Origin of the sequence: Neotamlana sedimentorum, assembly GCF_000943565.1 — a bacterium.
Classification (GTDB): Bacteria; Bacteroidota; Bacteroidia; order Flavobacteriales; family Flavobacteriaceae; genus Neotamlana; species Neotamlana sedimentorum.
In genome coordinates, this window is record NZ_JTDW01000001.1 from 212,319 (window position 1) to 237,445 (window position 25,127).

General features: G+C 33.4%; 25 protein-coding genes. 8 read left to right on the forward strand and 17 right to left on the reverse strand.

Going from position 1 to position 25,127, the window contains the following annotated elements; all coding sequences use genetic code 11:
* Window positions 1–42: 42 nt before the first annotated feature.
* Window positions 43–1,698, forward strand: a complete 1,656-nt coding sequence (pafA, locus tag PW52_RS00925) for an alkaline phosphatase PafA (RefSeq protein WP_394331354.1) — start codon at window positions 43–45, stop codon at window positions 1,696–1,698.
* On the forward strand, window positions 1,698–2,504 hold the full coding sequence (locus PW52_RS00930; RefSeq protein WP_044631048.1) for a DNA/RNA non-specific endonuclease: 807 nt from the start codon (window positions 1,698–1,700) through the stop codon (window positions 2,502–2,504). Before pafA ends, PW52_RS00930 begins: the two co-directional genes overlap by 1 nt.
* A gap of 121 nt (window positions 2,505–2,625) precedes the next feature.
* On the opposite strand, the gene PW52_RS00935 is transcribed toward PW52_RS00930, so the two are convergent.
* The 5 genes from PW52_RS00935 to gcvP all read right to left on the reverse strand — a co-directional run bounded on the left by PW52_RS00935 (window position 2,626) and on the right by gcvP (window position 8,258).
* Window positions 2,626–2,835, reverse strand: coding sequence for a hypothetical protein (locus PW52_RS00935; protein ID WP_044631049.1), 210 nt, complete (start codon window positions 2,833–2,835; stop codon window positions 2,626–2,628).
* The gene (locus PW52_RS00940; RefSeq protein WP_044631050.1) at window positions 2,836–3,684 is read right to left on the reverse strand and encodes a glycosyltransferase family 2 protein; all 849 of its coding nucleotides are present in this window, start codon (window positions 3,682–3,684) and stop codon (window positions 2,836–2,838) included.
* Window positions 3,685–3,700: 16 nt separating this feature from the next.
* Window positions 3,701–4,222, reverse strand: a complete 522-nt coding sequence (locus PW52_RS00945; RefSeq protein ID WP_044631051.1) for a class I SAM-dependent methyltransferase — start codon at window positions 4,220–4,222, stop codon at window positions 3,701–3,703.
* A gap of 26 nt (window positions 4,223–4,248) precedes the next feature.
* The gene (locus PW52_RS00950; protein WP_044631052.1) at window positions 4,249–5,307 is read right to left on the reverse strand and encodes a 3-oxoacyl-ACP synthase III family protein; all 1,059 of its coding nucleotides are present in this window, start codon (window positions 5,305–5,307) and stop codon (window positions 4,249–4,251) included.
* Window positions 5,308–5,408: 101 nt separating this feature from the next.
* Window positions 5,409–8,258, reverse strand: a complete 2,850-nt coding sequence (gene gcvP, locus PW52_RS00955) for an aminomethyl-transferring glycine dehydrogenase (RefSeq protein WP_044631053.1) — start codon at window positions 8,256–8,258, stop codon at window positions 5,409–5,411.
* A gap of 416 nt (window positions 8,259–8,674) precedes the next feature.
* On the opposite strand from gcvP, the gene PW52_RS17660 reads away from it, so the two are divergent.
* Window positions 8,675–9,211, forward strand: coding sequence for a hypothetical protein (locus PW52_RS17660; RefSeq protein WP_240475130.1), 537 nt, complete (start codon window positions 8,675–8,677; stop codon window positions 9,209–9,211).
* On the opposite strand, the gene PW52_RS00965 is transcribed toward PW52_RS17660, so the two are convergent.
* The 9 genes from PW52_RS00965 to PW52_RS01005 form a co-directional block, all read right to left on the reverse strand.
* On the reverse strand, window positions 9,197–9,451 hold the full coding sequence (locus tag PW52_RS00965; protein WP_044631055.1) for a hypothetical protein: 255 nt from the start codon (window positions 9,449–9,451) through the stop codon (window positions 9,197–9,199). The genes PW52_RS17660 and PW52_RS00965 overlap by 15 nt on opposite strands.
* Before the next feature lie 3 nt (window positions 9,452–9,454).
* Window positions 9,455–10,009, reverse strand: coding sequence for a sigma-70 family RNA polymerase sigma factor (locus PW52_RS00970; protein WP_044631056.1), 555 nt, complete (start codon window positions 10,007–10,009; stop codon window positions 9,455–9,457).
* A 57-nt stretch (window positions 10,010–10,066) separates the two neighbouring features.
* Entirely contained in the window at window positions 10,067–10,429 is a 363-nt protein-coding gene (locus PW52_RS17460; protein ID WP_131453957.1) for a hypothetical protein, read from the reverse strand.
* 4 nt (window positions 10,430–10,433) lie between these two features.
* Complete coding sequence (locus PW52_RS00980) at window positions 10,434–10,802, reverse strand: hypothetical protein (RefSeq protein ID WP_044631058.1); 369 nt, start codon at window positions 10,800–10,802, stop codon at window positions 10,434–10,436.
* Window positions 10,803–10,806: 4 nt separating this feature from the next.
* Window positions 10,807–11,154 (reverse strand): hypothetical protein, encoded by a 348-nt coding sequence (locus tag PW52_RS00985; RefSeq protein ID WP_044631059.1) that lies wholly within the window; start codon window positions 11,152–11,154, stop codon window positions 10,807–10,809.
* A 51-nt stretch (window positions 11,155–11,205) separates the two neighbouring features.
* Entirely contained in the window at window positions 11,206–11,709 is a 504-nt protein-coding gene (locus tag PW52_RS00990; RefSeq protein WP_044631060.1) for a GbsR/MarR family transcriptional regulator, read from the reverse strand.
* A gap of 95 nt (window positions 11,710–11,804) precedes the next feature.
* Window positions 11,805–13,847, reverse strand: coding sequence for a M3 family metallopeptidase (locus tag PW52_RS00995; protein ID WP_044631061.1), 2,043 nt, complete (start codon window positions 13,845–13,847; stop codon window positions 11,805–11,807).
* Window positions 13,848–13,995: 148 nt separating this feature from the next.
* On the reverse strand, window positions 13,996–14,478 hold the full coding sequence (gene purE / locus PW52_RS01000) for a 5-(carboxyamino)imidazole ribonucleotide mutase (protein ID WP_044631062.1): 483 nt from the start codon (window positions 14,476–14,478) through the stop codon (window positions 13,996–13,998).
* Window positions 14,479–14,546: 68 nt separating this feature from the next.
* Window positions 14,547–15,704, reverse strand: coding sequence for a 5-(carboxyamino)imidazole ribonucleotide synthase (locus PW52_RS01005; RefSeq protein ID WP_044631063.1), 1,158 nt, complete (start codon window positions 15,702–15,704; stop codon window positions 14,547–14,549).
* Between the two features lie 136 nt (window positions 15,705–15,840).
* Here PW52_RS01005 and PW52_RS17305 point away from each other — a divergent pair, with 136 nt between their 5' ends.
* The 3 genes from PW52_RS17305 to PW52_RS01020 all read left to right on the forward strand — a co-directional run bounded on the left by PW52_RS17305 (window position 15,841) and on the right by PW52_RS01020 (window position 20,485).
* Window positions 15,841–16,950 (forward strand): adenylate kinase, encoded by a 1,110-nt coding sequence (locus PW52_RS17305; RefSeq protein ID WP_082050792.1) that lies wholly within the window; start codon window positions 15,841–15,843, stop codon window positions 16,948–16,950.
* Between the two features lie 91 nt (window positions 16,951–17,041).
* Window positions 17,042–18,040, forward strand: a complete 999-nt coding sequence (gene obgE, locus PW52_RS01015) for a GTPase ObgE (RefSeq protein WP_044631064.1) — start codon at window positions 17,042–17,044, stop codon at window positions 18,038–18,040.
* A gap of 144 nt (window positions 18,041–18,184) precedes the next feature.
* Window positions 18,185–20,485: a S9 family peptidase gene (locus PW52_RS01020; protein ID WP_044631065.1), complete on the forward strand. Its 2,301-nt coding sequence runs from the start codon at window positions 18,185–18,187 to the stop codon at window positions 20,483–20,485.
* A gap of 117 nt (window positions 20,486–20,602) precedes the next feature.
* Here the strand turns inward: PW52_RS01020 and PW52_RS01025 are convergent, their stop codons facing one another.
* Window positions 20,603–21,703: an alpha/beta hydrolase family protein gene (locus PW52_RS01025; protein ID WP_044631066.1), complete on the reverse strand. Its 1,101-nt coding sequence runs from the start codon at window positions 21,701–21,703 to the stop codon at window positions 20,603–20,605.
* A gap of 113 nt (window positions 21,704–21,816) precedes the next feature.
* Here PW52_RS01025 and PW52_RS01030 point away from each other — a divergent pair, with 113 nt between their 5' ends.
* Both PW52_RS01030 and PW52_RS01035 read left to right on the forward strand, forming a co-directional pair.
* Complete coding sequence (locus tag PW52_RS01030; protein WP_044631067.1) at window positions 21,817–22,338, forward strand: DUF4136 domain-containing protein; 522 nt, start codon at window positions 21,817–21,819, stop codon at window positions 22,336–22,338.
* Between the two features lie 36 nt (window positions 22,339–22,374).
* Window positions 22,375–23,100: an SDR family oxidoreductase gene (locus PW52_RS01035; RefSeq protein WP_044631068.1), complete on the forward strand. Its 726-nt coding sequence runs from the start codon at window positions 22,375–22,377 to the stop codon at window positions 23,098–23,100.
* A gap of 109 nt (window positions 23,101–23,209) precedes the next feature.
* On the opposite strand, the gene PW52_RS01040 is transcribed toward PW52_RS01035, so the two are convergent.
* Window positions 23,210–24,592 carry a T9SS type A sorting domain-containing protein gene (locus tag PW52_RS01040; protein WP_044631069.1) on the reverse strand — a complete coding sequence of 461 codons (1,383 nt, stop codon included), beginning with the start codon at window positions 24,590–24,592 and terminating at the stop codon, window positions 23,210–23,212.
* 2 nt (window positions 24,593–24,594) lie between these two features.
* Window positions 24,595–25,092, reverse strand: coding sequence for a hypothetical protein (locus PW52_RS01045; RefSeq protein WP_044631070.1), 498 nt, complete (start codon window positions 25,090–25,092; stop codon window positions 24,595–24,597).
* Window positions 25,093–25,127: the final 35 nt, after the last annotated feature.

Below are 25,127 nucleotides of genomic sequence, written 5' to 3' on the forward strand. Positions count from 1 at the left end.
AACCTTAATTTTAAATTAAGATATTTTAAATATGTATTTTTGATGCAGAAAAATCATGTCATGTTTAAAAAAATATTTATTACATTACTAACTGTAATTGCTAGCTTTTCCACGAAAGCGCAAACTGTAAATTCAACTCAAAAACCTAAACTTGTTGTGGGCATTGTAGTAGACCAAATGCGCTATGATTACCTAACTCGGTTTTATAATAAGTTTGGAGAAGGTGGTTTTAAACGTATGATGAATGAAGGGTTTAATTGTAAAAACCATCATTTTAACTACATTCCAACAAAAACTGGTCCCGGACATGCTTCGGTTTATACGGGAACGACGCCAAAGTACCACGGTGTAATTGGTAATGATTGGTATGACAAATACGAACAAAAAATGGTGTATTGTGCCGAAGACGATTCGGTGCAGTCCGTAGGTACAACTTCTAGCGATGGTAAAATGTCGCCTCATAGAATGCAAACAACTACTTTTTCAGACGAAAACAGATTATTCACCCAAATGAAAGGTAAAACGATTGGAGTTTCTATTAAAGATAGAGGCGCTATTTTGCCGGCAGGACATACTGCAAATGCAGCTTATTGGTTTAGAGGTAAAAGCGAAGGCAAGTTTATTTCTAGTACGTATTATATTAACGATTTACCAGAATGGGTTAAAGATTTTAATGCTTCAAAAGCGGTTAAATCATATTTAAAAGAGTGGAATACACTACAAAATATTGAAACATATACCGAAAGTGGGGCCGATTTAAATGAGTTTGAAGGTGGTTTTAGAGGTAAAGAAACAGCAACATTTCCATACGATTTAAAGAAACTTAGTAAAATTAACGGCGGGTTCGATATTTTAAAAGCTACACCTTACGGAAATAGTGTGGTAATAGATTTTGCCATTGCTGCGCTTAAAGGCGAAAATTTAGGAAAAGATACCATTACAGATGTGTTAACCGTTAGCTTTTCTAGTACCGATTATGTGGGACATAATTTTGGAGTAAACTCTAAGGAAGTTGAAGATACTTATATTCGTTTAGATAAAGATTTAGAACGTTTTTTTAAAACCTTAGATGCTCAAGTTGGTGAAGGCGAATATACCGTGTTTTTATCTGCCGATCATGGTGCAGTCGATGTGCCTTCGTACTTACAAGATGTAAATATTCCAGCTGGATATTTAAACAATAAAGAAACCAAAGCTAAGTTCTCGGCTTTTTTAATGGATACTTTTGGAGTTGATAATTTAATTGAAAACATTAGCAACGATCAAATATTTTTAAATCATAATGCTGTAAAAGACTTAAATAAAACACTTGCCGAAGTTGAAGCAGCTATTGTTAACGAACTTATTACATATAAAAACGTTTATAAAGTTTATGCTGCAACTACTATGCATAATAACGATTTTACATCTGGTATGGAAGAGTTATTGCAAAAGGGTTATAGCCAAAAACGCTCTGGTGATGTGTTAATAATACCTAGTCCTAATTATATCTCTTATAGCAAAACAGGTTCTACTCATGGTAGTGGTTATAAGTACGATACTCATGTGCCATTATTATTGTTTGGTAAAGGAATAAAACATGGTGAAACATTGCAAAAAACGGTTATTCCAGATATTGCACCTACTATGTCGGCTTTATTGGGCATCAGTTTTCCTAACGGAGCAACAGGACAGCCTTTAGAATTTGTGTTAGATTAATGAATAAAAGAACGTTATATTCTGTAATAGCCATTGTTTTAGTTCTTTGTGTTTATGGTTACGAGCATTTTTTAAAAGAAGAAGATAAAGCTGAAACTATTTTTGAAGGCACTAAAGCAAAACAAAATACAAACGAGTATTTTTTGCCAACAAGCACAACAGGGCAAATAGTACATCATAACGGATATTCATTATCGTATAATGAAGCTCATGAACAAGCAGAATGGGTGGCGTACGAATTAAAAAAGGAGCATTTAGCCAATACTAATTTTAAGCGTCCTTATTTCGAAATAGATGAAGCCGTAAAAACAACAGCTGCGCATTGGAGAAATTATAAAAATTCGGGTTACGATCGCGGACATCTTTGTCCTGCAGGCGATAGAAAGTATAGTAAAGCGGCTCACGACGAAACATTTTTAACTAGTAATATAAGTCCGCAAGAGCACGAATTTAATGCCGGAATTTGGAATACTTTAGAACAAAAAGTGCGCCATTGGGCTAGTAAATACAATGGTGTTTTTGTTGTTGCAGGAGGTGTATTAAAAGGCAATATGAAAACCATAGGTAGCGAAAATGTGTCGGTACCCAATACGTTTTTTAAAGTGTTAATTGATAACAATACAGGCAATACTAAAATGATTGCTTTTTTATTACCACACGAAAATTCAAGAAAGCCCTTATATGAATTTGTTGTTTCTGTTGATGACATTGAAGCCTTAACAGGTATAGATTTTTTTCCAGAATTAGATGATGATATAGAAAATAAACTTGAAGCTTCAAGCAGTTATAAAGGTTGGAGTTTTTAGGGTTATAAGTATCGTGCTGAGCGAAGTCGAAGTATAACTTACCTAACATCGATTATGACCCTGTAACAATTCCATTTAAATTGCTTTATAAGTAGTTGCAATTTACAATTAAGTCTTTCTCTTAATGCTTTTGAGTTACAATGTAGTAAGCACGTCCTTTAATATTACAACAGGCTTTATGCTTTGTGCTATCAGTAATTAATCCATAAGGGGCTATACAGCCTTTTGTAGCCATTGTTTTTTTAAATTCTATAATTTTAGGTTCGGGCTTTAACTTTATTACAAAGAAAGTTCCTAGACCAATTAAAACTATAAGTGTTAAAGATTTCATTTATTTTAATTTTTTAAGCATGCCGTTCCAGCGTAAGTTTCTGATAAATTTTCCTTCTTCGTTATTTACTAAAAATTCAGGTTTCTCTTTTAAAGCTTTAAAATATCCAGATATATAATCAAGAAATAACCTTAAACTCCCTTTTTTATAAGCTAATTTTAAAGCTGAAATTAGTGTAATTATAAAACCATAGCGCATTTTGTACATGGCTTCTCCTTGTAAATATTTTGATGCTTTATTATAACTAACGCCAGTTGGCTTTAAATGTTTTACATGAAGTGTATCATCAGTAAAAATTTCCCAACCGTAGTATTTAGCCAAAAGCTCATCTACAGTGTCCCAGCCCATAGAAGGTTTTAGTTTACCAATATCTAAAAAGCATTGTTTTCTGTAAGCCTTTAAAGCACCACGAATATGGTCTTTACGGGTTAGGTTCTCTAAAACCCAATGGTTATTTTTTTCAATGTAACAAAAACCCGCAGCCATTCCTAATTTAGAATTATTTAAAAAATGATTAGCAATAGATTCCAAATAATTTTCTGGGAAAATGAGGTCGGCATCGAACTTACATAGCACATCATAATCATCGTTTATAACATTAAAACCTTTGTAAAAGGCTTTAATAATTTTACTTCCTGGTAAGTGTTTATTGGACGATTTGGAATTTATTAATGTAATCCAATCGTGTTTTTGGCAATAACTTTCAATAATGCGCTGTGAATCGTCGGTAGAATTATCATTAACCACAACAACTTGTTTTGGTCTAAGGGTTTGTTTAACCAAAGATTCTAGGGTTAAACCTATAACATCTTGCTCGTTATGTGCGGGAATTATTACTGAAAAGGTCAAAGTTTAAATTTTAAAGTTAAACTCTTTCGGCGTAAACAATGTAATATCTGGGAGTAAACCATCTTAAAAAGGGACGAATACCAATTTTTTTTGTGGGATTGGTCCATTTTTTAGAGTCTATAATTTTCCACCCCGTTTTTTCTAAAAGCCAATCGAATTGCCAATCTTCAAACTCATGGTAATGTCTGTCCCATTTATCTGTTTTACTTTTGTATGCTGAAGAAAACCATAGTTTTAATGGAACGCTAGCTATTAATTTATTTGTTTTTATAGATTTTAAAACTGTAAAAGGAGAAAGTAAATGTTCAAAAATTTCGAAAGCTGTGACAACTTCGGCTTCAGAATTTTTAATTGATGACGTGTCAAGATCTAAATCTTCCCCTTTGGTGTTTTCAACTTTATAACCTTGATTTTTCATAATCTTAGAAAACGGATTTTCAACTCCTAAGTCTAGAATAGATTCTCTGGTGTCAATATGTTTTTCTAAAAATTCTAAAGTATGTTTAAAACGTTTATTAGGAAATGTTTTTTCGTACATTTTTTTACTTCCGCGTAAGCGATAAATTAATATTTGTAAACAATAGCGTTTATGTGCATACCAGCACCTACGCTTGCAAATATAATAACATCGCCAGCATTTAATTCATGGTTTTCTAATTGATTTCGTTTAACTAAATCTAATAATGTAGGTATAGTTGCTACAGAGCTATTTCCTAATTTATGAATACTCATTGGCATAACATGTTCTGGAGCTTCTAGGTTGTAAAGTTTATAGAAACGCTCTAAAATGGCTTCATCCATTTTTTCGTTAGCTTGATGTATAAATATTTTTTTTACTTCAGAGATAGAAACACCACTGTTATCTAAACACGTTTTCATTGCTTGTGGCACGTTTGTTAAGGCGAACTCGTATATTTTTCGTCCATCCATTTTCATGTAACGCGTATCGTTAACAGTCTCTTGTTTATTAGATTTACCAAAGTATAAATAATAGGCTTCATCATAAGTGAAACTGGCTGTTTCGTGAGCTAAAATACCACCATCATTATCTGTTGCTTCAATAATAGTTGCACCGGCACCATCAGAAAAAATCATGGCATCTCTATCGTGTTTGTCTACAACTCTAGAAAGTGTTTCTGTGCCAATTACTAAACAGCGTTTTGCCATGCCCGATTTAATGTAGGCTTTGGCTTGTATAACACCTTCTACCCAACCTGGGCAACCAAAAAGAATATCGATGGCAACACATTTTGGGTTTTTTATTCGCAAACTGTGTTTAATTCTAGAGGCTAAAGAAGGTAGTAAATCGCTTTGAATAGTGTTGTGTTTAACATCTCCAAAATTGTGAGCGACAATAATATAATCTATTGTTTCTGGGTCTAGATTAGCATCTTCTATGGCTTTTTCAGCCGCAAAGAAACCTAAATCACTAGAATTTAAATGGTTTTTGGCATACCTGCGTTCGCTAATACCTGTAATAGCTTTAAATTTTTTTACAATGATTTCGTTAGGGTGTTTTATGGTAGAGCCATCAGTATTTAAAAATTCATGTTGATGAAAATTTTCGTTTTTTTCAACAGTGCTTGGTATGTAGCTCCCGGTGCCTGTAATTTTAATATTCATAGAACTAAAAATGCCTTATTTATGTAGCCTTGCAATGTAAAGGCTTTTAGTAAAAAGACATTTTTAATTTTATAATTTATTACGATGTTCAAAGGTTAATTTTAAGCCTCAATATAATCTTCAATTGGCGTACATGAGCATATTAAATTACGGTCACCAAAGGCATCGTCAACACGACGTACACTTGGCCAAAACTTATTGTTTTTTACGTAGTTTAACGGAAATGCAGCTTTTTCTCTTGTATAAGGTAAATCCCATTCGTTGGCTGTAATCATCTCTAAAGTATGAGGTGCATTTTTTAATACGTTGTTTTGGTTCTCTTTTGATACAGAATCGATTTCATTTTTAATTGAAATCATAGCATCACAAAAACGATCTAATTCTGGTTTATTCTCGCTTTCAGTAGGTTCTATCATTAAAGTGCCAGCCACAGGAAAAGAAACTGTTGGCGCATGAAAGCCATAATCCATTAAGCGTTTCGCAATATCAGAAACCTCAATGCCGTTAGCTTTAAAAGGACGACAATCAACAATCATTTCGTGAGCAGCTCTACCACGTTCACCAGAATATAAAGTATCAAAACTTCCTTCTAAACGTTTCTTAATATAATTAGCATTTAGTATGGCAATTTTAGTAGATTCTGTTAAGCCTTCTGCTCCTAACATTTTAATATATCCATACGATATTAAACATACTAACGATGAGCCAAAAGGAGCACCAGAAATTGCAGAAATTGCTTTTTTTCCTCCAGTTTTAACTATTGGGTTTCCTGGTAAAAACGGAACCAATTGTTTGGCTACACAAATAGGTCCAACGCCAGGGCCACCACCACCGTGTGGAATTGCAAATGTTTTATGTAAATTTAAATGACAAACATCGGCACCAATTTGCCCAGGATTTGTTAAGCCAACTTGTGCGTTCATGTTAGCGCCGTCCATATATACTTGTCCGCCGTTGTCGTGAATAATTTTAGTAATTTCTTTAATAGCCGATTCGTAAACCCCATGAGTAGAAGGGTAAGTTACCATTAAACAGGATAGATTATCTTTGTGTAATTCGGCTTTTTCACGTAAATCATCAACATCAATATTTCCTTTTTCTGTAGATTTTGTTACAACAACTTTCATTCCTGCCATAACTGCACTAGCAGGGTTAGTACCATGCGCTGATGATGGAATCAAACATATGTTTCTATGATGATCGCCACGCGATTCATGGTAAGCTTTTATAACCATTAAACCAGCAAACTCACCTTGTGCACCAGAGTTTGGTTGTAAAGATGTTGCTGCAAAACCTGTAATTTCGGTAAGTTGGTCTTCTAGTTCTTTTAAAACCGTTAAATAACCTTTGGCTTGTTTGGCTGGTACAAAAGGGTGAATGTTAGCCCATTTAAAAATACTTAGTGGTAGCATTTCTGAAGCCGCGTTAAGCTTCATAGTACATGAACCTAAGGATATCATCGATTGATTTAAAGCTAAATCTTTGCGCTCTAAAAATTTAATGTAACGCATTAATTCGGTTTCAGAATGATAAGTGTTAAATACTTCTGAAGTTAAGAAACTAGAATTACGTAGAAGGTTGTTATCAATATTATTTCTTTCTTCTATATCGTTTATTTTAATTGTTTTTTTATCGGCAGCTTCGGCAAAAACTGAAACTATGTAATTTAAATCACGAATAGAAGTGGTTTCGTTAATTGAAATTGTTACCGTTTCTTTATCTGGATAATAAAAATTAACTTTCTTTTTGGTAGCTGTTTTTTTAATGGTTTTAGCCTTTGCTTTTATTTTAAGGGTATCAAAATACGAGGTGTTTTCTTGTTCATAACCTAAATCATTTAAAGCATTTTCTAAAGCGACAGCTTTCCTGTGTACACTGTTTGCAATAAATTTTAAACCTTTAGGTCCGTGGTAAACAGCATACATACTTGCCATAACAGCTAGCAAAACTTGGGCTGTACAAATATTTGAGGTGGCTTTATCGCGTTTAATATGTTGTTCGCGTGTTTGCAAAGCCATACGCAAAGCACGATTGTCGTTAACATCCTTTGTAACTCCAATAATTCGTCCAGGAATTTCTCGTTTATAAGCTTCTTTGGTGGCAAAATAAGCAGCGTGTGGACCACCATATCCCATAGGTATTCCAAATCGTTGCGTAGTACCAACAACTACATCTGCGCCAAATTTACCAGGCGATTCAAGTTTTACTAAACTTAATATATCGGCAGCAACGGCTACCTTAATATTATTACTGTTTGCTTTTTCTAAAAAGGATTTTATATCTGTAACTTGACCGTGTTTTCCAGGATATTGAAGTAGGGCGCCAAAGAATTCTTCAGAAAAAAGAAATTCACTTTCTCTACCAATAACCAATTCTATACCAATTGGTAACGCTCTTGTTTGTAAAAGCGATAAGGTTTGTGGTAAAACATCTTCAGAAACAAAAAACTTATTAATACCTGCTTTTTTTTGATCGCGTGCCCTAACAGCAAAAAGTAAGCTCATGGCTTCTGCTGCAGCGGTACTTTCATCAAGTAAAGAAGCATTTGCTATTTCCATTCCAGTTAATTCAATAACCATGGTTTGAAAATTTAAAAGGGCTTCTAAACGACCTTGAGCAATTTCGGCCTGGTAAGGTGTGTAAGCCGTGTACCAACCTGGGTTTTCTAGAATATTTCGTTGTATAACTGCAGGTAAAATAGTAGGGTGGTAACCTAAACCTATGTATGTTTTGTATGCTTTGTTTTTTTTAGAAAGTTCATGAATATGTAACAAATATTCATGCTCTGTCATGGGCTCGTCTAAATCTAATTCTTTTTTAAGTCGGATGTCGTCTGGAATAGTTTCATAAATTAACTGGTCTAACGAGTCAACACCAATAGTTTCTAACATTAATTTTTGGTCGTTATCACGCGGACCAATATGGCGAAGAGCAAAAGCATTTGTATTCATTAAAGTGAATTTGATATATTTTTCGCAAAAATAAACAATAAAATGCGTGTTTTGTTGCAAATAATGTAAAGTTTTCAACCATTTAAAAACCTTATCAACACTTTGGTTATTTTTGTGGTATGCAAATGTTAAAACGGATACTTAATTTTTATTTAAATAGTAGCATTCACGTAGGTTTGTCGGTAGTTTCCTTGGCTTGTGTTACTTTTTTAAACTATAGTATTTTAATAGACTTTAACATGTTGTTTTTTTTGTTTTTTTCTACCATTACTGGCTATAATTTTGTGAAGTTTTATGGTATAGCAAAATTTCATCATCGTAGTTTGGCACCATGGCTAAAATACATACAAATATTTTCGTTTTTCTGCTTTGTTTTTTTGTGCTTTTTTGCCTACCAATTACAAACTAAAACCTTAATGTATATTTTGGGGTTTGGTGTGGTTACTTTTTTATATGCTATACCGTTTTTGCCTAAACATATTTTTGTTGATAGTAAGCAAAATTTAAGAAGTATTAGCGGATTAAAAATTTACTTAATAGCCTTAATTTGGAGTGGTGTTACGGTAGTTTTACCCTTAATTGAAGCAGATTACACTTTAAATGCCGATGTTGTTTTATCGGTTATACAACGGTTTATTTTTATTGTAGTTTTAATGTTACCGTTCGAGATTCGCGATTTGCGTTATGATAGTTTAAAACTTTCGACAGTGCCACAAAAAATTGGTGTTAAAACCACAAAATTGATGGGTGTTTTTTTGTTGTTTGTGTTTTTTTTGATTGAGTTTTTTAAAGATGAAGCCACACATTTAAAATTGCTTACTCTGGCCTTGGTTTGTTTTTTAACTGGAGGATTTGTTGTAGGCTCGAAAATTTACCAAGGAAAATATTATAGCGCATTTTGGGTTGAAGCTATACCCGTATATTGGTTAATTATTTTACTAATACTTTGTTAGCTCTTTTTTAAATTTCATTTCTAACGCTTCTCGCTCTTTTGGCTTAAGGCAATCTGTATTTGAAGACTTTACCACCTTAGTAAGTTTTTTGTTTCTTTTGTAATATTTTTGAGTCACATTACAATACATAAGACGAACGCTTAATTTAAATTTTTCCCAAGGGCTTGCCTCATCATACTGTGCTTTATCACAGATATGTTTTGCTTCGTCACAGCTTATAAAAAATACACTTTTCTTCATGTTTTATAACCAATTTTTTTCTAAGCAATCTGCCATTGCAGTTCTTGCTCTATGGATAATAACCCAAAGGTTAGACGCTGTTATATTCAATTCATTACAAATAACTTCTGTTTCGTAATTTAAAATGGTTTTCATTTTAAAAACGTCTGCTTGTTTTTGTGGTAGTTTGCTTAAGCAGTTGTGAATAGCATTACCAAGTTCTGCATTTTGTAAAGTGTCTTCAGCGGTTTTGTCAAAAGGATCGGCAACTCGTTCTTCTAACCAATCGCCTTCACTTTCTGCATCGTCACTATAACCAATTCTTACTTCAGCTTTTCCTTTGTTGGAATTAATTTTTCTGTAATAATCTATAATTTTTCGTTTTAAAATAGATATTAGCCAAGTACGCTCACTAGCATCTCCTTTAAAATTTTTCATAGATTTTAATCCAGCCAAAAAAGTTTCGGAAACTAAATCTTGCGCCATTTCTCGATCGTTTACTCGCGAGATGGTATAGTTGAATAAGTAATCGGAGTACAAATCGATCCACTTATTAGGGTTAATTTCATGTTTTGGCATCCTAGGGAGTTTTCTTTTTTCAAAAATAGAATAAAAAAATTAAACTTCTATCGTCTTTTAATTAATAGCTCGCCCCGTTTTTAATAAATAGCTAATGTATAAATGGTAAGTGGCAATAAGCATTGGTACTACAATAAATGAAATGATTGATAGAATAATTATATCGTCATTATTTTTAAGCTTATATGAAATACCCATTGAAATAAAACTTATTAGAACGGCTAACCAGTAGTTGTTAAGATGCTTTTTAGCTTTAGTAGGCAATCTGTTTGTTTTAAGTGCAAATATTAATGTAAAAATGAGTTGTATTGGCCCTAATAATATTTGAGCGTATAAACCATAGATATAATAGTAATATGTTAGGTAAGGAACTATTGTAATAAGGTAAAAGAAGCAGTTTATATAATACAAGGTTTTCATAGTTTTATTTCGTTTGGTTAGATTTTCGTCGGCCTCTAAAAAATAAAAAGAGGTTTAGAAATAGCATGACGCCAAGATAAATGGTGAAGCCTCCTATTTTTTTGCTTAATAACTCCATTAATGTTTGGCTTGTTATTGGATTTTGACTGTAATAGTGAATTTCCATAATAAATAACGCGAAACCTATGTTAATTAAATAAAAGCCAGTTTCAAAAAGTTTGTTGGTGGCCAAAGCAATGGTTTCTTTTTCTTTAAAAATGTCTATCATAAATATTTTGCTGTTTTTAAAGAGAATTTTCGATACAAAAATGGTTAGTGCAATTACAATTGGTAAATAAATAACGTACCCGATTATTAGTTTTGATTGTTCCATGTTGTTAAATTTTAATGTTTGATTTGTTTAAATAAATAATCCAGAAAATATTATTAAAATGAAGTGTTGCAAGAACTAGTAAAATAAGCCCCATGTTTTTGGTTAATGAATTTATAAGATCGACTACATTTGATACATTTTGCCAGAGTGAAATTGAAAAAATGGTGTAGCCTATGTTTACCAAATAATAGCCTATTAACAGTAAATTATTTACTTGTTTTGCGAATGTTGCGTTTTGAAGTATTTTAAAAAGAAATACAGTACCGTTTTTATAAAATACCCAACCTGTTTTTATAGTCACGACAGATATCGTTGGTAAAAAAATGCTATATGCGAGTATGTTATAATTCATTCTATTGTTTTTAAACTTTCAGTAAATATTGAAAGTTAGTTTTAAATTTTTTTATTTAAATAGTTTTAGTAACGATTTTGTAAGCCAGTTTTGATTTTGGTTTACTACTTTATTAATCATTAAATCCATTGTATCTGTTAGTTCGTGTAACGCTTGGGTTTGTTTAATTAGCTCTTTGGTGTTTTCATTACCATCATCTTTAATCGATGATACTTCTTTTAGTACTTTTATTACGGGTTTAATTTCTCGTCGACTGCGCTCTTTTGCCACAATTCTGGCTAATTCTTGCACATCTTTTTCGGTTGAAAAATATTCTTTTCTTTCGCCAGGTATAATTTCTTTGGTAACAATTCCCCAATCCATAAGCTGTCTTAAATTCATGCTGGTGTTACCGCGAGATATTTTAAGTTCTTCCATAATATCTTCCATTGATAATGGTTTGGTTGAAATAAATAACAACGCTTGAATTTGAGCCATGGCCTTGTTAATTCCCCAAAGCGAACCTAAACTTCCCCAAGTGCTTATAAATTTTTCTTTGCCTTCTTTGTAATTCATACGCCAAATATATAAAACATTTTAAACTTTCAAAAATTATTGAAAGTTTATTTTGATTTTAATGTCGATGTTTTTTGCATCGACATTAAATAATTTTATTTTTCAATTAACCCAGCGCGCTTCAATAAAGCTTCTGGCTCAGGTTCTTTTCCGCGAAAGCGTTTGTATAAAACCATAGGATCTTCTGTGCCGCCTTGCGACAAAACATTGTCTTTAAATTTTGTAGCAACTGTTTTACTAAATATGCCTACTTCTTTAAAATACTCAAAGGCATCGGCATCTAAAACTTCGGCCCATTTATAGCTGTAATATCCAGATGAATAACCGCCTTGAAAAATATGTGAGAACGATGTACTCATACAATTTTCGGCCACATCTGGATATAATTGTGTGTTTTTAAAAGCCTCTAACTCGTGTGCTTTAACAGAGCTAATGTTTTCTGGCGATTCACCAGCATGCCAACTCATATCTAACAAACCAAAACTTATTTGTCGTAAGGTTTGCATGCCTTCGTTGAATGTGGCCGATGCTTTTATTTTTTCAATTAAATCCATTGGGATAACTTCGCCAGTTTCGTAATGGGTAGCAAATAACTCAAGAGCTTCTTTTTCGAAACACCAGTTTTCTAACACTTGGCTTGGTAATTCTACAAAATCCCAGAATACGCTTGTGCCCGATAAACTTGGGTAAGTTGTGTTTGCAAGCATACCATGTAAGGCATGTCCAAACTCATGGAACAACGTGGTTACTTCGTTAAAAGTTAACAACGACGGCTTGTTTTTTGTAGGTTTTGTAAAATTACAAACTATAGATATGTGTGGGCGATCGTTTTTACCATCCTTTTTATATTGGGGCTTGTAAACGGTCATCCACGCGCCACCACGTTTTCCTTCTCTTGGGAAAAAATCGGCATAAAAAATGGAAATGTAATTGCCTTCAGTATCTGTTACCTTGTAGGTTAAAACGTCGTTGTGATATTTATCGATGTCGTTTATTTCTTCAAATTGGAGCCCAAATAGTTTATTGGCAATTGTAAATACACCATTAATTACATTTTCTAGTTTGAAGTATGGTTTAAGCTTCTCGTCATCTAAATCAAATAATTTTTGTTTTAGTTTTTCTGAGTAATAAGATGCATCCCATTTTTGTAATTGGTCTATTCCATCTAATTCTTTTGCGAATTCGGTGAGTTTATCAAATTCTTGTTTGGCTGCTGGTTTTGCTTTTTCTAATAAATCGTTTAAAAATGTGGTTACGGTTTCTGGGTTTTTAGCCATACGCTCTTCTAATACAAAGTGAGCATGAGTTTTATATCCTAATAAATTAGCACGTTTATGGCGAAGTTTTACAATTTTTAAAACGATATCTTGATTGTCTAATTCATCATTATTAAAACCTTTTGATGCAAATGCTAGCGAGAGTTTTTTTCGTAATTCTCGGTTTTTTGCGTAGGTCATAAATGGTACATAACTTGGATATTGCAAAGTAATAATCCAGCCCTCTTTTTCTTTTTGTTCGGCTGTTTGTTTAGCGTCCTCAATGGCACTTTCTGGAAGTCCATCTAAATCAGCTTCGTTGGTAATGTGTAATTCGTATTTATTGGTTTCGGCCAGAACATTTTCGCCAAATTTTAAGCTTAGTTGGCTTAATTCTTTGTCTATTTCACGAAGTTCTTGCTTCTTCTCGTCAGGTAAATTGGCGCCATTACGTGAAAAGCCTTTGTATTTTTTGTCCAATAGCGTTTGCTGTTCAGTAGTTAAATTTAAGCTGTCTTTGGCATTATAAACGGCTTTTACACGCTTAAATAAGGCTTCGTTTAGTGTTACATCGTTACTAAATTCTGACAATAAAGGCGATACTTCTTGAGCTATTTTTTGTATTTCTTCATTAGTTTCGGCAGAATTTAAATTAAAAAATATACTAGAAATTCTGTTTAATTGTTCACCTGAAAAATCTAAAGCTTCAATGGTGTTTTTAAAAGTTGGGGTTGCGGGATTATTGGTAATTCCGTCTATCTCCATTTTAGCATCTTCTATACCTTTTTTAAAAGCTTCGAGGTAAAAACTGTTTTCAATTTTAGAGAAAGGTGCTGTATTATATTTTGTGGAAAATTTTTGATTTAATAAGTTTTTTGCCATTTTGTTTAAAATATGTTAAAAAAATGATTTTATTATGAATGCATAATAATTTTTTCGTATAATTGCGCACAGCAATTTAAAGAGTGACTAACTCTTGAGAATTATTGTTAATAGCTAAGCAAAGCCTTGAAGAAATTCAAGGCTTTTTTTATTTTAAGTTTTTAGCTGATTCTTGAACTTTTATTTTTAAGCCTTCTTTATAGGCTACAACCTTGTCTAATATGTATTTATCGTGCGATCCAATAATTTGAGCTGCTAATATGCCTGCATTTTTTGCACCGTTTAAGGCAACTGTAGCCACAGGAACACCTCCAGGCATTTGTAAAATTGATAAAACAGAATCCCAACCATCAATAGAATTACTGCTTTTTACAGGAACACCAATTACAGGTAAAGGAGAAAGTGAGGCTACCATGCCAGGTAAATGTGCAGCTCCGCCAGCACCAGCAACTATTACATTAATTCCTCTTGTGTGAGCGTTTTTACTGTAATCGAATAATTTTTCTGGAGTACGATGTGCCGAAACAATATCAACTTCTACTTCAATATCGAAACCTTTTAAGATGTCTATCGCATCTTGCATAACAGGAAGGTCGCTTTTGCTTCCCATAATTACGCCTACTTTACTCATAAATATATGTTTTTGTCAGGTTAAGCCCGCAGTCCAGTAGTTATTGTGAGCACTTAGGCTAACCTTATTTATTCACTTATTACTTTAATTTTCTTTTTTACTTCTTCTGCAATTTTACGGGCTTCATTTAAATCTTCATCAACTATCGTTACATGTCCCATTTTTCTAAACGGACGTGTTTGTTTTTTACCGTAAATATGCGGAGTAACACCGTCCATTTTCATGATAGCTTCAATGTTTTCGTATATAACATTGCCAGTGTAACCTTCGGCGCCAACTAAGTTTACCATAACGCCTCCAACTTTGCTATCGGTTCTTCCTAGTGGTAAATTTAAAATGGCACGTATGTGTTGCTCGAACTGCGAGGTGTAACTAGCCTCAATAGTTTGGTGTCCTGAATTATGTGGTCTTGGAGCGACTTCATTAATTAAAATTTGGTCGTTTTCTGTTTGAAACATTTCAACAGCCAATAAGCCAACGTGGTTAAAAGCTTCCGATACTTTTAAAGCGACTTCGGTGGCTTTTTTAGCAACAGCTTCATCAATTCTTGCCGGACAAATTACATATTCTACTTGGTTGGCTTCTGGGTGAAATTCCATTTCTACAACTGGGAAAGTTTTAATTTCGCCACTTGAGTTTCTTGCTACAATTACAGCTAATTCATTTTTAAAAGGAATAAGTTCTTCTGCTAAACATTCGCCACTTGGTAAACCTTTTAAGTCGTCTAGTTTTCTAACCACTTTTACGCCATTTCCGTCGTAACCAAATTGGGCGGCTTTCCAAACAAAAGGCATCGCTAAACCGCCGTTATTAATGGCGTCTTCAATTTCAGATAAATATGCAAATCGTGTAAAGGGAGCCGTTGGTAAATTGTGGTCTATGTAAAACAATTTTTGTTTGGCTTTGTTTTGTATGGTGCGTAAGGTTTTTGAGGCTGGATATACTTTAATACCTTCTTTTTCTAAAGTTTCTAGAGCGTCTACGTTTACATTTTCAATCTCAATGGTAAGCACATCTACTTGTTTTCCAAAGTTGTAAACGGCATCGTAATCCATTAAATTTCCTAAATGAAACTCATCGCAAGCAATTTTGCTTGGAGCATCGTTGCTTGCCTCTAAAACACAAGTGTAAATATCAAATTTCCGGGTGTTGTAAAGCAGCATTTTTCCTAGTTGTCCGCCTCCTAAAATTCCTAATTTAAAATCTGAAGAAAAGTAATTTGTCATGTGTAAATGCTAAAAACTCGTTTTTTGATACGCAAAAATACATTTAAAATATTAAATTAGTGATTAAAACAGCTACCAAAAAAAGCGGTAAAAGTCAATCTATCTAACTATATTTGCCACTTTAAAACCATTTTGTGTGATAAAGCTACACGACAAATATTTTAAACCTTTTATTTCGGCGGCCGAAATAGATAAGGTAATGCAAAAACTTGCCGATGATATTTTAAGAGACGTAGGCGACGAAATACCTGTTTTTGTAGGTATTTTAAATGGGTCGTTTATGGTGGTTAGCGATTTTGTAAAGAAATATAAAAACCCATGCGAGGTTACTTTTATAAAATTGGCCTCTTATGAAGGTGTTAAATCTACCGAAGATATTCAACGTTTAATTGGTTTAACTCAAGACTTAACAGGAAGAACAGTTGTTGTACTTGAAGATATTATTGATACTGGAAATACACTTGCAGAAGTACACCGTATCTTTAAAAAAGAAGCCGTGAAATCTCTTAAAATCGCGACTTTATTTTATAAACCAGAAGCTTACAAAAAAGATTTTAAACTACATTACGTGGGTATGGAAATTCCTAACAAATTTATAGTTGGCTATGGCTTAGACTATGATGGTTTAGGAAGAAATTTACCTGAAGTATATCAAATAAAAGAAACACAACACATGACAAATTTAGTGCTATTTGGTCCTCCAGGAGCAGGCAAAGGAACCCAAGCTAACTTTTTAAAAGAGAAATATAATTTAGTACATATTTCTACTGGCGATGTTTTTAGATATAACATTAAAAACGAAACGGCTTTAGGTATGTTAGCAAAGTCTTATATGGATAAAGGTGAATTAGTTCCAGACCAAGTAACTATTGATATGTTGAATGCTGAAGTTGAAAAAAATGCACAAGCAAATGGATTTATTTTCGACGGATTTCCAAGAACTAATGCTCAAGCCGAAGCGTTAGATAATTTAATGGATAATAAAGATTCTCAAATTAATGCGATGATCGCGCTTGAGGTTGATGATGAAATTTTAGTTGGACGTTTATTAAAACGTGGTGAAACTAGTGGAAGACCAGACGATGCCGATGAGTCTATAATTAGAAATCGTATTAAGGAATATTACGATAAAACGGCTATTTTAAAAGATTTTTATTCTGCACAAGATAAATATTATGGCGTTGATGGCGTTGGGAGTATTGAAGATATTACCAAACGTTTAAGCGACGTTATTGATTGTTTATAGAGGTAGTATTTCCACGAAAGTGGAAATCTCTTTATTAAATTATATACATTTCAATTAAAAAGATTCTCGATTTCGCGAGAATGACAAAATTATGACTGAAGGAAACTTTGTAGACTACGTAAAAATGTATGTAAGTTCGGGTAATGGCGGAAAAGGTTCTGCGCATTTACACCGTGAAAAATACATTACAAAAGGAGGACCCGATGGAGGTGATGGTGGTCGTGGTGGTCATGTTATTGTACGAGGTAGAGCGAATCTTTGGACATTATTGCACTTAAAATTTAAAAAACATACCAGAGCAGGACACGGCGAACATGGTAGTAGTGGCCGTAGCTTTGGTTCCGATGGTGAAGATGCTTACATCGATGTGCCTTTAGGAACTGTAATTAGAGATACCGAAACCAACGAAATACTTTTTGAAATTACCGACGATGGTGAAGAAAAAATATTAGCCCGTGGTGGTAAAGGTGGTTTAGGAAACTGGCATTTTAAAAGCTCGACAAACCAAACGCCGCGTTATGCCCAACCTGGGTTGCCCATGGAAGAGAAGTTTGTAACCATGGAGCTTAAGGTACTTGCCGATGTTGGTTTAGTTGGTTTTCCAAATGCTGGTAAATCTACATTATTGTCGGTGTTAACTGCCGCAAAACCTAAAATTGCAGATTACGAGTTTACTACTTTAAAACCTAATTTGGGGATTGTAAAATATCGTGATTTCCAAACCTTTGTAATGGCAGATATTCCTGGTATTATTGAAGGTGCGGCAGAAGGTAAAGGTTTAGGTCACTATTTTTTACGCCACATTGAAAGAAACTCTATTTTGTTATTTTTAATTCCATCGGATGCTCCAGATATTAGAAAACAATACGATATTCTGCTCGATGAGCTTAAGCGTTACAATCCAGAAATGCTTGATAAAGAACGCATGATTGCCATATCGAAAAGTGATATGTTAGATGATGAGTTACAAGCAGAATTAAAAACCGAATTAGATAACGAATTGCCAATTCCATATATGTTTATTTCTTCGGTGGCTCAAAAAGGAATAACAGAGCTAAAAGATACGCTTTGGAGAATGTTAAACGCTTAGTTAACAGTTTTTTGGGTGTCGTTATTTTTCTTAAAATTTAGGAGTATTTAGTAGTAATATCGAATAAAATTCTTACTTTATGTAACAAAGTAAGATGCTTTTATACTTATCGATATCTATTGTTAACTAAATCCAGAATATTTAATGAAATCAAATCGTCAATTACTCGTTGTTTTTACACTTTTACTTTGTACTTTTTTTGCAAAAGCACAAGACATAACAGGCCCTTGGAAGGGCACGTTAAAAGTTCAAGGTATGGAAATGCCCTTAATTTTTAATATTTCTCAAGAGAATAATGTTTTAAAATCTACTATGGATAGTCCGTCTCAAGGAGCAACAGGAATCCCTATGGACGAGACTACTTTTACAGACAATACCTTAACTATATTATTTAAACAAGCTGGAATAAAATACACAGCATCACTAGAAGGCGAAACATTTAACGGTACGTTTAATCAAGGCGGAAATGCGTTGCCTCTAACCTTAACAAAAACGGTAATTACGTTACCTGGAAATCCCGATTTGGTGTCTTCAGAAGCCGAATTAAAAGCGCTTTCTAGTTTGTCGAAAGGGCAATATAAATATAGTGTTGAAGATTATTTTTCAAATCCAAAAGGGTATACATTTCGGTTTTCTCCTAACGGAAAATATCTGTCTTATCGAGAACGCGATGAAAATGGAAAACAACATGTGTACGTAAAAAATATTGAAACGGGCGAGGCTAATCGAGTTATTGTAGAGTCAGAAGAATTAATTCGAGGTTATGGTTGGTTAAATCACGAACGTTTGTATTATGTAATGGATAAAGGTGGCGACGAAAATAATCACATTTATGCTATAAATTTAGATGGAACTAACGATAAAGATTTAACACCTTTCGATGGGGTGAAAGCAAATTTTTCCGAACTTTTAAAGGAAGATAAGGATCATATAATTGTGGAATTAAATAAAAATAATCCACAGGTTTTCGAACCTTATAAACTAAATGTAGTTACTGGAGAAATAACACAGCTTTTTACAAATGATGATATTAATAATCCTATTTCTGGATATGAATTCGATAAAGACGGGAATTTAAGAGGCTACACCAAAATGAAAGATGGTGTATTTAACGATTTGTATTATGAAGATGGAGAAGGCGGCTTTAAATTTATGAAACAGTTAAGCTGGAAAGATAAATTTGGTATCATTGCCTTCGATTACTCAACCGAGTATGCTCATGATGCCTACGTGGTTTCAAATTTAGAATCCGATAAATCTGAAATTCTCTTGTGTGATATAAAAAGAATGAAAGTAATTGAAAAGGTGTTTTCTAATCCTAATTACGATGTAAGTAGCATGGGTTTATCTAAAAAAAATAACTATGCGATCGATTATTTTTCATATGAAGGCGAAAAAAATGTATTAATACCTGTTAGCGATACTTATAAAAAAATTGATGCCAAGGTAAACGAAGTTTTACCAAACATGCAATATTACGTTTTAGATAAAACCGAAGACGAAACTAAGTTTATGCTTTACGTAACAAGCGATAAGCTTTATGGAGTTTATTATGCGTACGATTTGCAAAAAGATGAGTTAAAAGAAATTTATAATACCATGCCACAACTTAACCCCGATGATATGGCCGAAATGCGACCTATTAGTTTTACAAGTCGCGATGGTGTTACAATTCATGGTTATATTACTTTACCAAAAGCGGCATTAAATGGGGAAAAGGTGCCCGTAATTGTAAATCCTCATGGAGGGCCTCAAGGTGTTCGCGATTCTTGGGGGTTTAATCCAGAAACCCAATTGTTTGCTAGTCGAGGATATGCAACTTTACAAGTTAACTTTAGAATTTCGGGTGGTTATGGGCGTGCTTTTTTAGAATCTGGGTTTAAACAAATTGGTCGTAAAGCTATGGACGACGTTGAAGATGGCTTAAAATATGTTATCGATAAAGGTTGGGTCGATGGTAATAAAGCCGCAATTTATGGCGCTAGCCATGGTGGTTATGCTGTTTTAAGAGGCTTAACTAAAACCCCAGATTTGTATGCTTGTGGCGTAGATTATGTTGGGGTTTCAAATCTTTTTACATTCATGAAATCTATGCCGCCTTACTGGAAACCTTATTTAAAAATTATTAAAGAAATTTGGTATGATGAGGATGTAGCCGAAGAAAAACTTATTATGGAAGAAGTTTCTCCTGTTAATCACATCGATAAAATTAAAAAACCATTATTTGTTGTTCAAGGTGCTAACGACCCTAGAGTTAATATTGATGAATCCGACCAAATTGTTAGTGGTTTACGAGCCAGAAATGTCGATGTACCTTATATGGTAAAATACGATGAAGGTCATGGTTTTGGAAAAGAAGAAAACACAATTGAATTGTACAAAGCAATGTTAGGGTTTTATGCGAAGCATTTAAAGGAAGAACATAGCGAACCTATTAAAGATTAGTTATTAAGAAATAATTTGGTATATAAAAATGTCATCTCGAACATTGTCCTAAAGTATAAATGGTCTTAAGAGGAAGTTTTTATTTTTAGTAAATAACAATGTTTGAGACGGCTTTTTTTATTGCGTGTTTTTTAAAATCCAATCTGTTATAATTTTTAGTGCTTGAGGTGAAAAAGTTTCTTCAATACTACTATACTCATTAATCATGCCTGTTTTACAAGTTTGAAATAAGTGATTTAAGTCTGCTAATTCGTGTAACGTAACATTTTTATTATTGGTTAATTTTAAGGCGTTGCTTATGCTTTCCAAATTTAATTTAGGCAAAACCTGTACGTCTTTACTACCGTTTAAAGCTAAAACAGGACAGGTAGTTTTTTCAAGATAATCTTTAGGTTCGGTTCTAATAAAAGTTAAAAGCCAAGGTGAGTTTAAAACCTTAAACTGTTGCTCAATCATTACCGGTGTAATAGCATTAGCAATGGGCGACATTGGGTTTTTAAACTTATAATCGTTTAACGTGTCTGTTATTTTTGTTTTTATAATGTCGTTATCATTTTCATTTTGAATAATACTGTAAATTAGGCTGGAGAGTTTCTCGTTTTCGTTAATATACATTTCTGGTGTTCCAGATAATTTAGCTATTTTCCGCGATTGCGATTTTAAAATTTCAGCGCCATTTACACCAGGTCCAGCAAGTAATACGCAAAAGACAAGAGTTTTGTTTTTTGATGCTACTATAGGTGCAATTAATCCACCTTCGCTATGTCCAATTAAACCTATTTTGGTAGTGTCAATATCGGTTCTCGTTTTTAAATACTTTATGGCTGCTTCAACATCTGTAGCAAAATCGAAAGTAGTTGCAGTACTAAAATCGCCTTCAGATTCAGCAATGCCTCTATCATCATATCGTAAAACAGCAATGCCATGTTCAGATAAAAAATCGGCTAAAACCCAAAACGGACGATGGTTAAATTGTGTAACTTCTTCATTTCTATTTTGAGGTCCCGAACCAGAAATTAAAATGGCAACGGGTGCATTTTTTGTGTTTTTTGGCAAGGTTAAAGTACCTGCAAGTTTAATACTATCGGCTTCGGTATTGATAAAATTAATAGCTTCAGAAGTGTAGTTAAAAGGAGGTTTAGGGTCTTGTGGTCTTTCGTTTTGCCCATGTAAAAACGTAACAATTAATGTGGCAAACAAAGTAAAAAGTCGTTTCATGTGCTTAAATGATGGTGTTATGCTTCAAGATACTATAAGTTTCACAAATATTTAGCATAAAAACTTAAATAGGAAGTCTGTTTTTCTGTTAATTTTAAATAAAAATTAAAGTTATGAGATTTTTACTAGTCTTTTTAATAGCAGTTACAACCTTATCCTGCGCAACCGTTAAGGTGGATTATGATTATGATAGCGCAGCCAATTTTAATAATTATAAATCCTATAATTATTATGCCGATATGAAAACAGGCTTTAGCGAATTAGATACCAACCGTTTACTCGATGCCATTGATAGCACCATGACTGCAAAAGGATTTTACATAGCAGATAGCCCAGATTTTTTTATTGATATAAAAAGTGAAGCTTTTCAAGCACCACCCAGACAAACTGTGGGCGTAGGCGTTGGCGGTGGTGGTGGACACGTAGGCGGAGGCATATCTATAGGAATACCTGTTGGAGACTCTAACTTTAACCGCGTTATTACTATCGATTTTGTTGATGAAAATAAAAAACAACTGTTTTGGCAAGCCGTTGCAGAAACATCACTAAAATTAAATAGCACACCAGATCAGCGTGAAGCTAAAATGCAAGCGGTTGCTAAAAAAGTATTGGCTGCATATCCGCCAGAATTATAATTTAAAAGGGAAACGAACAATTAAATAGCATATATTTTGAATACATTAAAACATAAAACCGCTTTAATAACCGGCGGATCAAAAGGCATAGGTTACGCTACGGCTTTAGCTTTATTAAACGAAGGCATTAACGTTGCTGTAACGAGCAGAAGTAAAGCAGCTGCCAATAAAGCAGCTGCAGAATTAAACAAAACTAAAACTACAGAAGCTGAAGCTATAGGGGTAGAAGCCGATGTTAGAAATTATGAAAGTCAAGAAAATGCGGTAAAAGAAATTTTAGAGCGTTTTAAACAGATAGATATTGTAGTTGCTAATGCAGGTTTGGGGCATTTTGCGAGTATAGAAGATTTAACGCTGGAGCAATGGCACGAAATAATCGATACCAATTTAACAGGTGTTTTTTATTCCATTAAAACTACGGTTGAAGCTTTAAAACAAACACAAGGTTATTTTATTAGCATTTCGAGTTTGGCAGGAACAAACTTTTTTGCAAAAGGGTCGGCTTACAATGCGAGCAAATTTGGTGTTACAGGGTTTACCCAAGCCGTAATGTTAGATTTGCGCCAGCATAATGTAAAAGTTAGTACAATAATGCCAGGTTCTGTATCGACTTATTTTAACGGAAGAACACCAAGTGAAGATGAAGCTTGGAAAATTCAAGGTGAAGATATTGGTGAGTTGGTGGTAGATTTGCTTAAAATGAATCCGCGTACTTTACCAAGTAAAATAGAGGTGCGCCCAACTATGCCGCCGCAAAAATAAACACGAAGCATTTAGATTTTTTTTGATAATTAACGATTGAAGCTACATTTGTAGTTTTGGTCGTTTTTTTATTTTAGGCTAGAAGCCTTTACTTTTAAAAAGAAAACAGCTACTGTTTAATAAGTTTTTTTGTAGATAACAACGCATTATCAGAATAAAAATTGGCTAAATAAACTCCGGCGTTTAATTTGCTAATATTTACACTTTCGGTTTCGAAATTTTTAAGCGATAACGTTTTAATTCGCTTACCGTCTAAACTTATAATTTCAATTTTTAGGTTAGAATTATTTCCGTTTTCAAATGAAAAATTAATGGTGTTTTTAGTAGGGTTTGGATACATTTTAATACTCAAATTGTTTTCGCTACTAATAGTTTCAATACCTAAAGTAGAGTAATTAATACTCCAAGTTACGGTGTGTATATTTATGGTTTCGTAATCGTCAATTCTAATAAGGCTTGTGTTGTCTGTAATGGCAGTTATAAGTGTGTTTTCGCCTTCAACTAAATCGGTTTCGTTAATAGAAACTTCATCTAAATTATTAGCAAAAACGTTGCTGTTTAATGTCCAATTGCTTTCTAAGGTGTTAGGGTTTGGTTTAATTAAACTAAGCGAGAAATCAATTGGGAAGTTTAACGCTTCTATGTTACTTGCACTCGGTAAATAACTATCAATTGGAGAAATTAACTCGTGAATTCTTGCCACCATTCCTTCTTTACAAACCGAACAAAATCCTTTGTCTATTTTCTCCATAATGCAGTTTTGGTGTGGTTTATACCAGTCTGCACAATTTCCCGTGTCGCAAGTATATTGGTAAATGCCAACGCTATTTGTGTTAAGCCAGTTTTTCCATTTAACACTGTTCGTGTTGGTTTCTTTTGTCATGTTAATAGCTTCTGACGCTAATTCATCTCCAGGATAATATTCATCTTTTAAATCGAAAAGCGAATGCCCGATTTCGTGCATAATTACATTATTACCCCAATAGCCATTATAAGCCATAGGGAAACTACCACCGCTACCACCATAATCGGGAGAATTTACCAAAATAAGTCCAACGTCATAATTAGGTGTATTATCAGCTAAAACGCTAAGTATTTTTGCTTCGGTGTTATTGGTGCTATACCCATCGACTTCGTAATAAAGTAAATATGGTTTACCAAAGGCTTCATGGGTAGCGTTAAAATAAGTGTCTACGTAAGTGTTTGTAGAAGGCCTGTCGGCACCACTTTCGTTCGATGGTACTTTTACAGCGTAAACATTAAAATAATTAGTGTAATTAGAAAAAGGAGCTTCTGCAAACATGGTTGAAGTGAATTTTTCCGCATCAGAAATAAAATCCGCCAACTCACTTTCTTGATAACCTTCACTTAAAATAACTAGGTTAATACGATTATTGTCATCACCAGAATATTTAATAGTTTCTACATCAAAAACCTGAGCGTTTAAAAAGCTTGATAACATCAATATGATAAAAAAATTAACCTTTTTCATTTTTAATCCAGTTTTGTGGTTATAAGCTCTGTTGTGCTTTTTTTGTTATCGGTTATTACAAGTAACCTTAAATAATGCGCTTCGGGATGTAATTGTAATTTAAGTGAAATTGGAGCTTTTTTTAAGATGTGTTTTTGTCTTGAAAATTCAAGCGATTCGTTAGTCGTTTCGGTAAACTTAATTAACGGATTTCTTATATAATCAACGTGAATTGTTTTGTAATTTTTATCTAATTGTACACATTTAATATCATCAACATTGGGTTGGCTAATAAATTTATGACTTTGGGTTTTTACCAGACCGTCTGTGATTTTTTTATTTATTAGTTGTATTTTTTTTGTGTTTTCTTCTTGTGCTTCTAAAGTGTAATTAATAAATAATAGTTTAGGGTTTTTGGTAATAGGAATGCTGTTATCGCTAATTTGTTTTTGCCCACCACAAGCTAGAAGGCATAACATACCAAGCAGGAAAATTAATTTAAAAAAGAATAACCGTTTCATAGGCGTAATAGATTTTGGGACAAATCTGTTACAAA

Bases quoted from the DNA above. Each gene is read 5' to 3' on its own strand.
- pafA (WP_394331354.1), top strand. From the start codon at position 43: ATGCAGAAAAATCATGTCATGTTTAAAAAAATATTTATTACATTACTA.
- PW52_RS00930 (WP_044631048.1), top strand. From the start codon at position 1,698: ATGAATAAAAGAACGTTATATTCTGTAATAGCCATTGTTTTAGTTCTT.
- PW52_RS00935 (WP_044631049.1), bottom strand. From the start codon at position 2,835: ATGAAATCTTTAACACTTATAGTTTTAATTGGTCTAGGAACTTTCTTT.
- PW52_RS00945 (WP_044631051.1), bottom strand. From the start codon at position 4,222: ATGTACGAAAAAACATTTCCTAATAAACGTTTTAAACATACTTTAGAA.
- PW52_RS00950 (WP_044631052.1), bottom strand. From the start codon at position 5,307: ATGAATATTAAAATTACAGGCACCGGGAGCTACATACCAAGCACTGTT.
- gcvP (WP_044631053.1), bottom strand. From the start codon at position 8,258: ATGAATACAAATGCTTTTGCTCTTCGCCATATTGGTCCGCGTGATAAC.
- PW52_RS17660 (WP_240475130.1), top strand. From the start codon at position 8,675: ATGTATATTTTGGGGTTTGGTGTGGTTACTTTTTTATATGCTATACCG.
- PW52_RS00965 (WP_044631055.1), bottom strand. From the start codon at position 9,451: ATGAAGAAAAGTGTATTTTTTATAAGCTGTGACGAAGCAAAACATATC.
- PW52_RS00970 (WP_044631056.1), bottom strand. From the start codon at position 10,009: ATGCCAAAACATGAAATTAACCCTAATAAGTGGATCGATTTGTACTCC.
- PW52_RS17460 (WP_131453957.1), bottom strand. From the start codon at position 10,429: ATGAAAACCTTGTATTATATAAACTGCTTCTTTTACCTTATTACAATA.
- PW52_RS00980 (WP_044631058.1), bottom strand. From the start codon at position 10,802: ATGGAACAATCAAAACTAATAATCGGGTACGTTATTTATTTACCAATT.
- PW52_RS00985 (WP_044631059.1), bottom strand. From the start codon at position 11,154: ATGAATTATAACATACTCGCATATAGCATTTTTTTACCAACGATATCT.
- PW52_RS00990 (WP_044631060.1), bottom strand. From the start codon at position 11,709: ATGAATTACAAAGAAGGCAAAGAAAAATTTATAAGCACTTGGGGAAGT.
- PW52_RS00995 (WP_044631061.1), bottom strand. From the start codon at position 13,847: ATGGCAAAAAACTTATTAAATCAAAAATTTTCCACAAAATATAATACA.
- purE (WP_044631062.1), bottom strand. From the start codon at position 14,478: ATGAGTAAAGTAGGCGTAATTATGGGAAGCAAAAGCGACCTTCCTGTT.
- PW52_RS01005 (WP_044631063.1), bottom strand. From the start codon at position 15,704: ATGACAAATTACTTTTCTTCAGATTTTAAATTAGGAATTTTAGGAGGC.
- obgE (WP_044631064.1), top strand. From the start codon at position 17,042: ATGACTGAAGGAAACTTTGTAGACTACGTAAAAATGTATGTAAGTTCG.
- PW52_RS01020 (WP_044631065.1), top strand. From the start codon at position 18,185: ATGAAATCAAATCGTCAATTACTCGTTGTTTTTACACTTTTACTTTGT.
- PW52_RS01025 (WP_044631066.1), bottom strand. From the start codon at position 21,703: ATGAAACGACTTTTTACTTTGTTTGCCACATTAATTGTTACGTTTTTA.
- PW52_RS01030 (WP_044631067.1), top strand. From the start codon at position 21,817: ATGAGATTTTTACTAGTCTTTTTAATAGCAGTTACAACCTTATCCTGC.
- PW52_RS01040 (WP_044631069.1), bottom strand. From the start codon at position 24,592: ATGAAAAAGGTTAATTTTTTTATCATATTGATGTTATCAAGCTTTTTA.
- PW52_RS01045 (WP_044631070.1), bottom strand. From the start codon at position 25,092: ATGAAACGGTTATTCTTTTTTAAATTAATTTTCCTGCTTGGTATGTTA.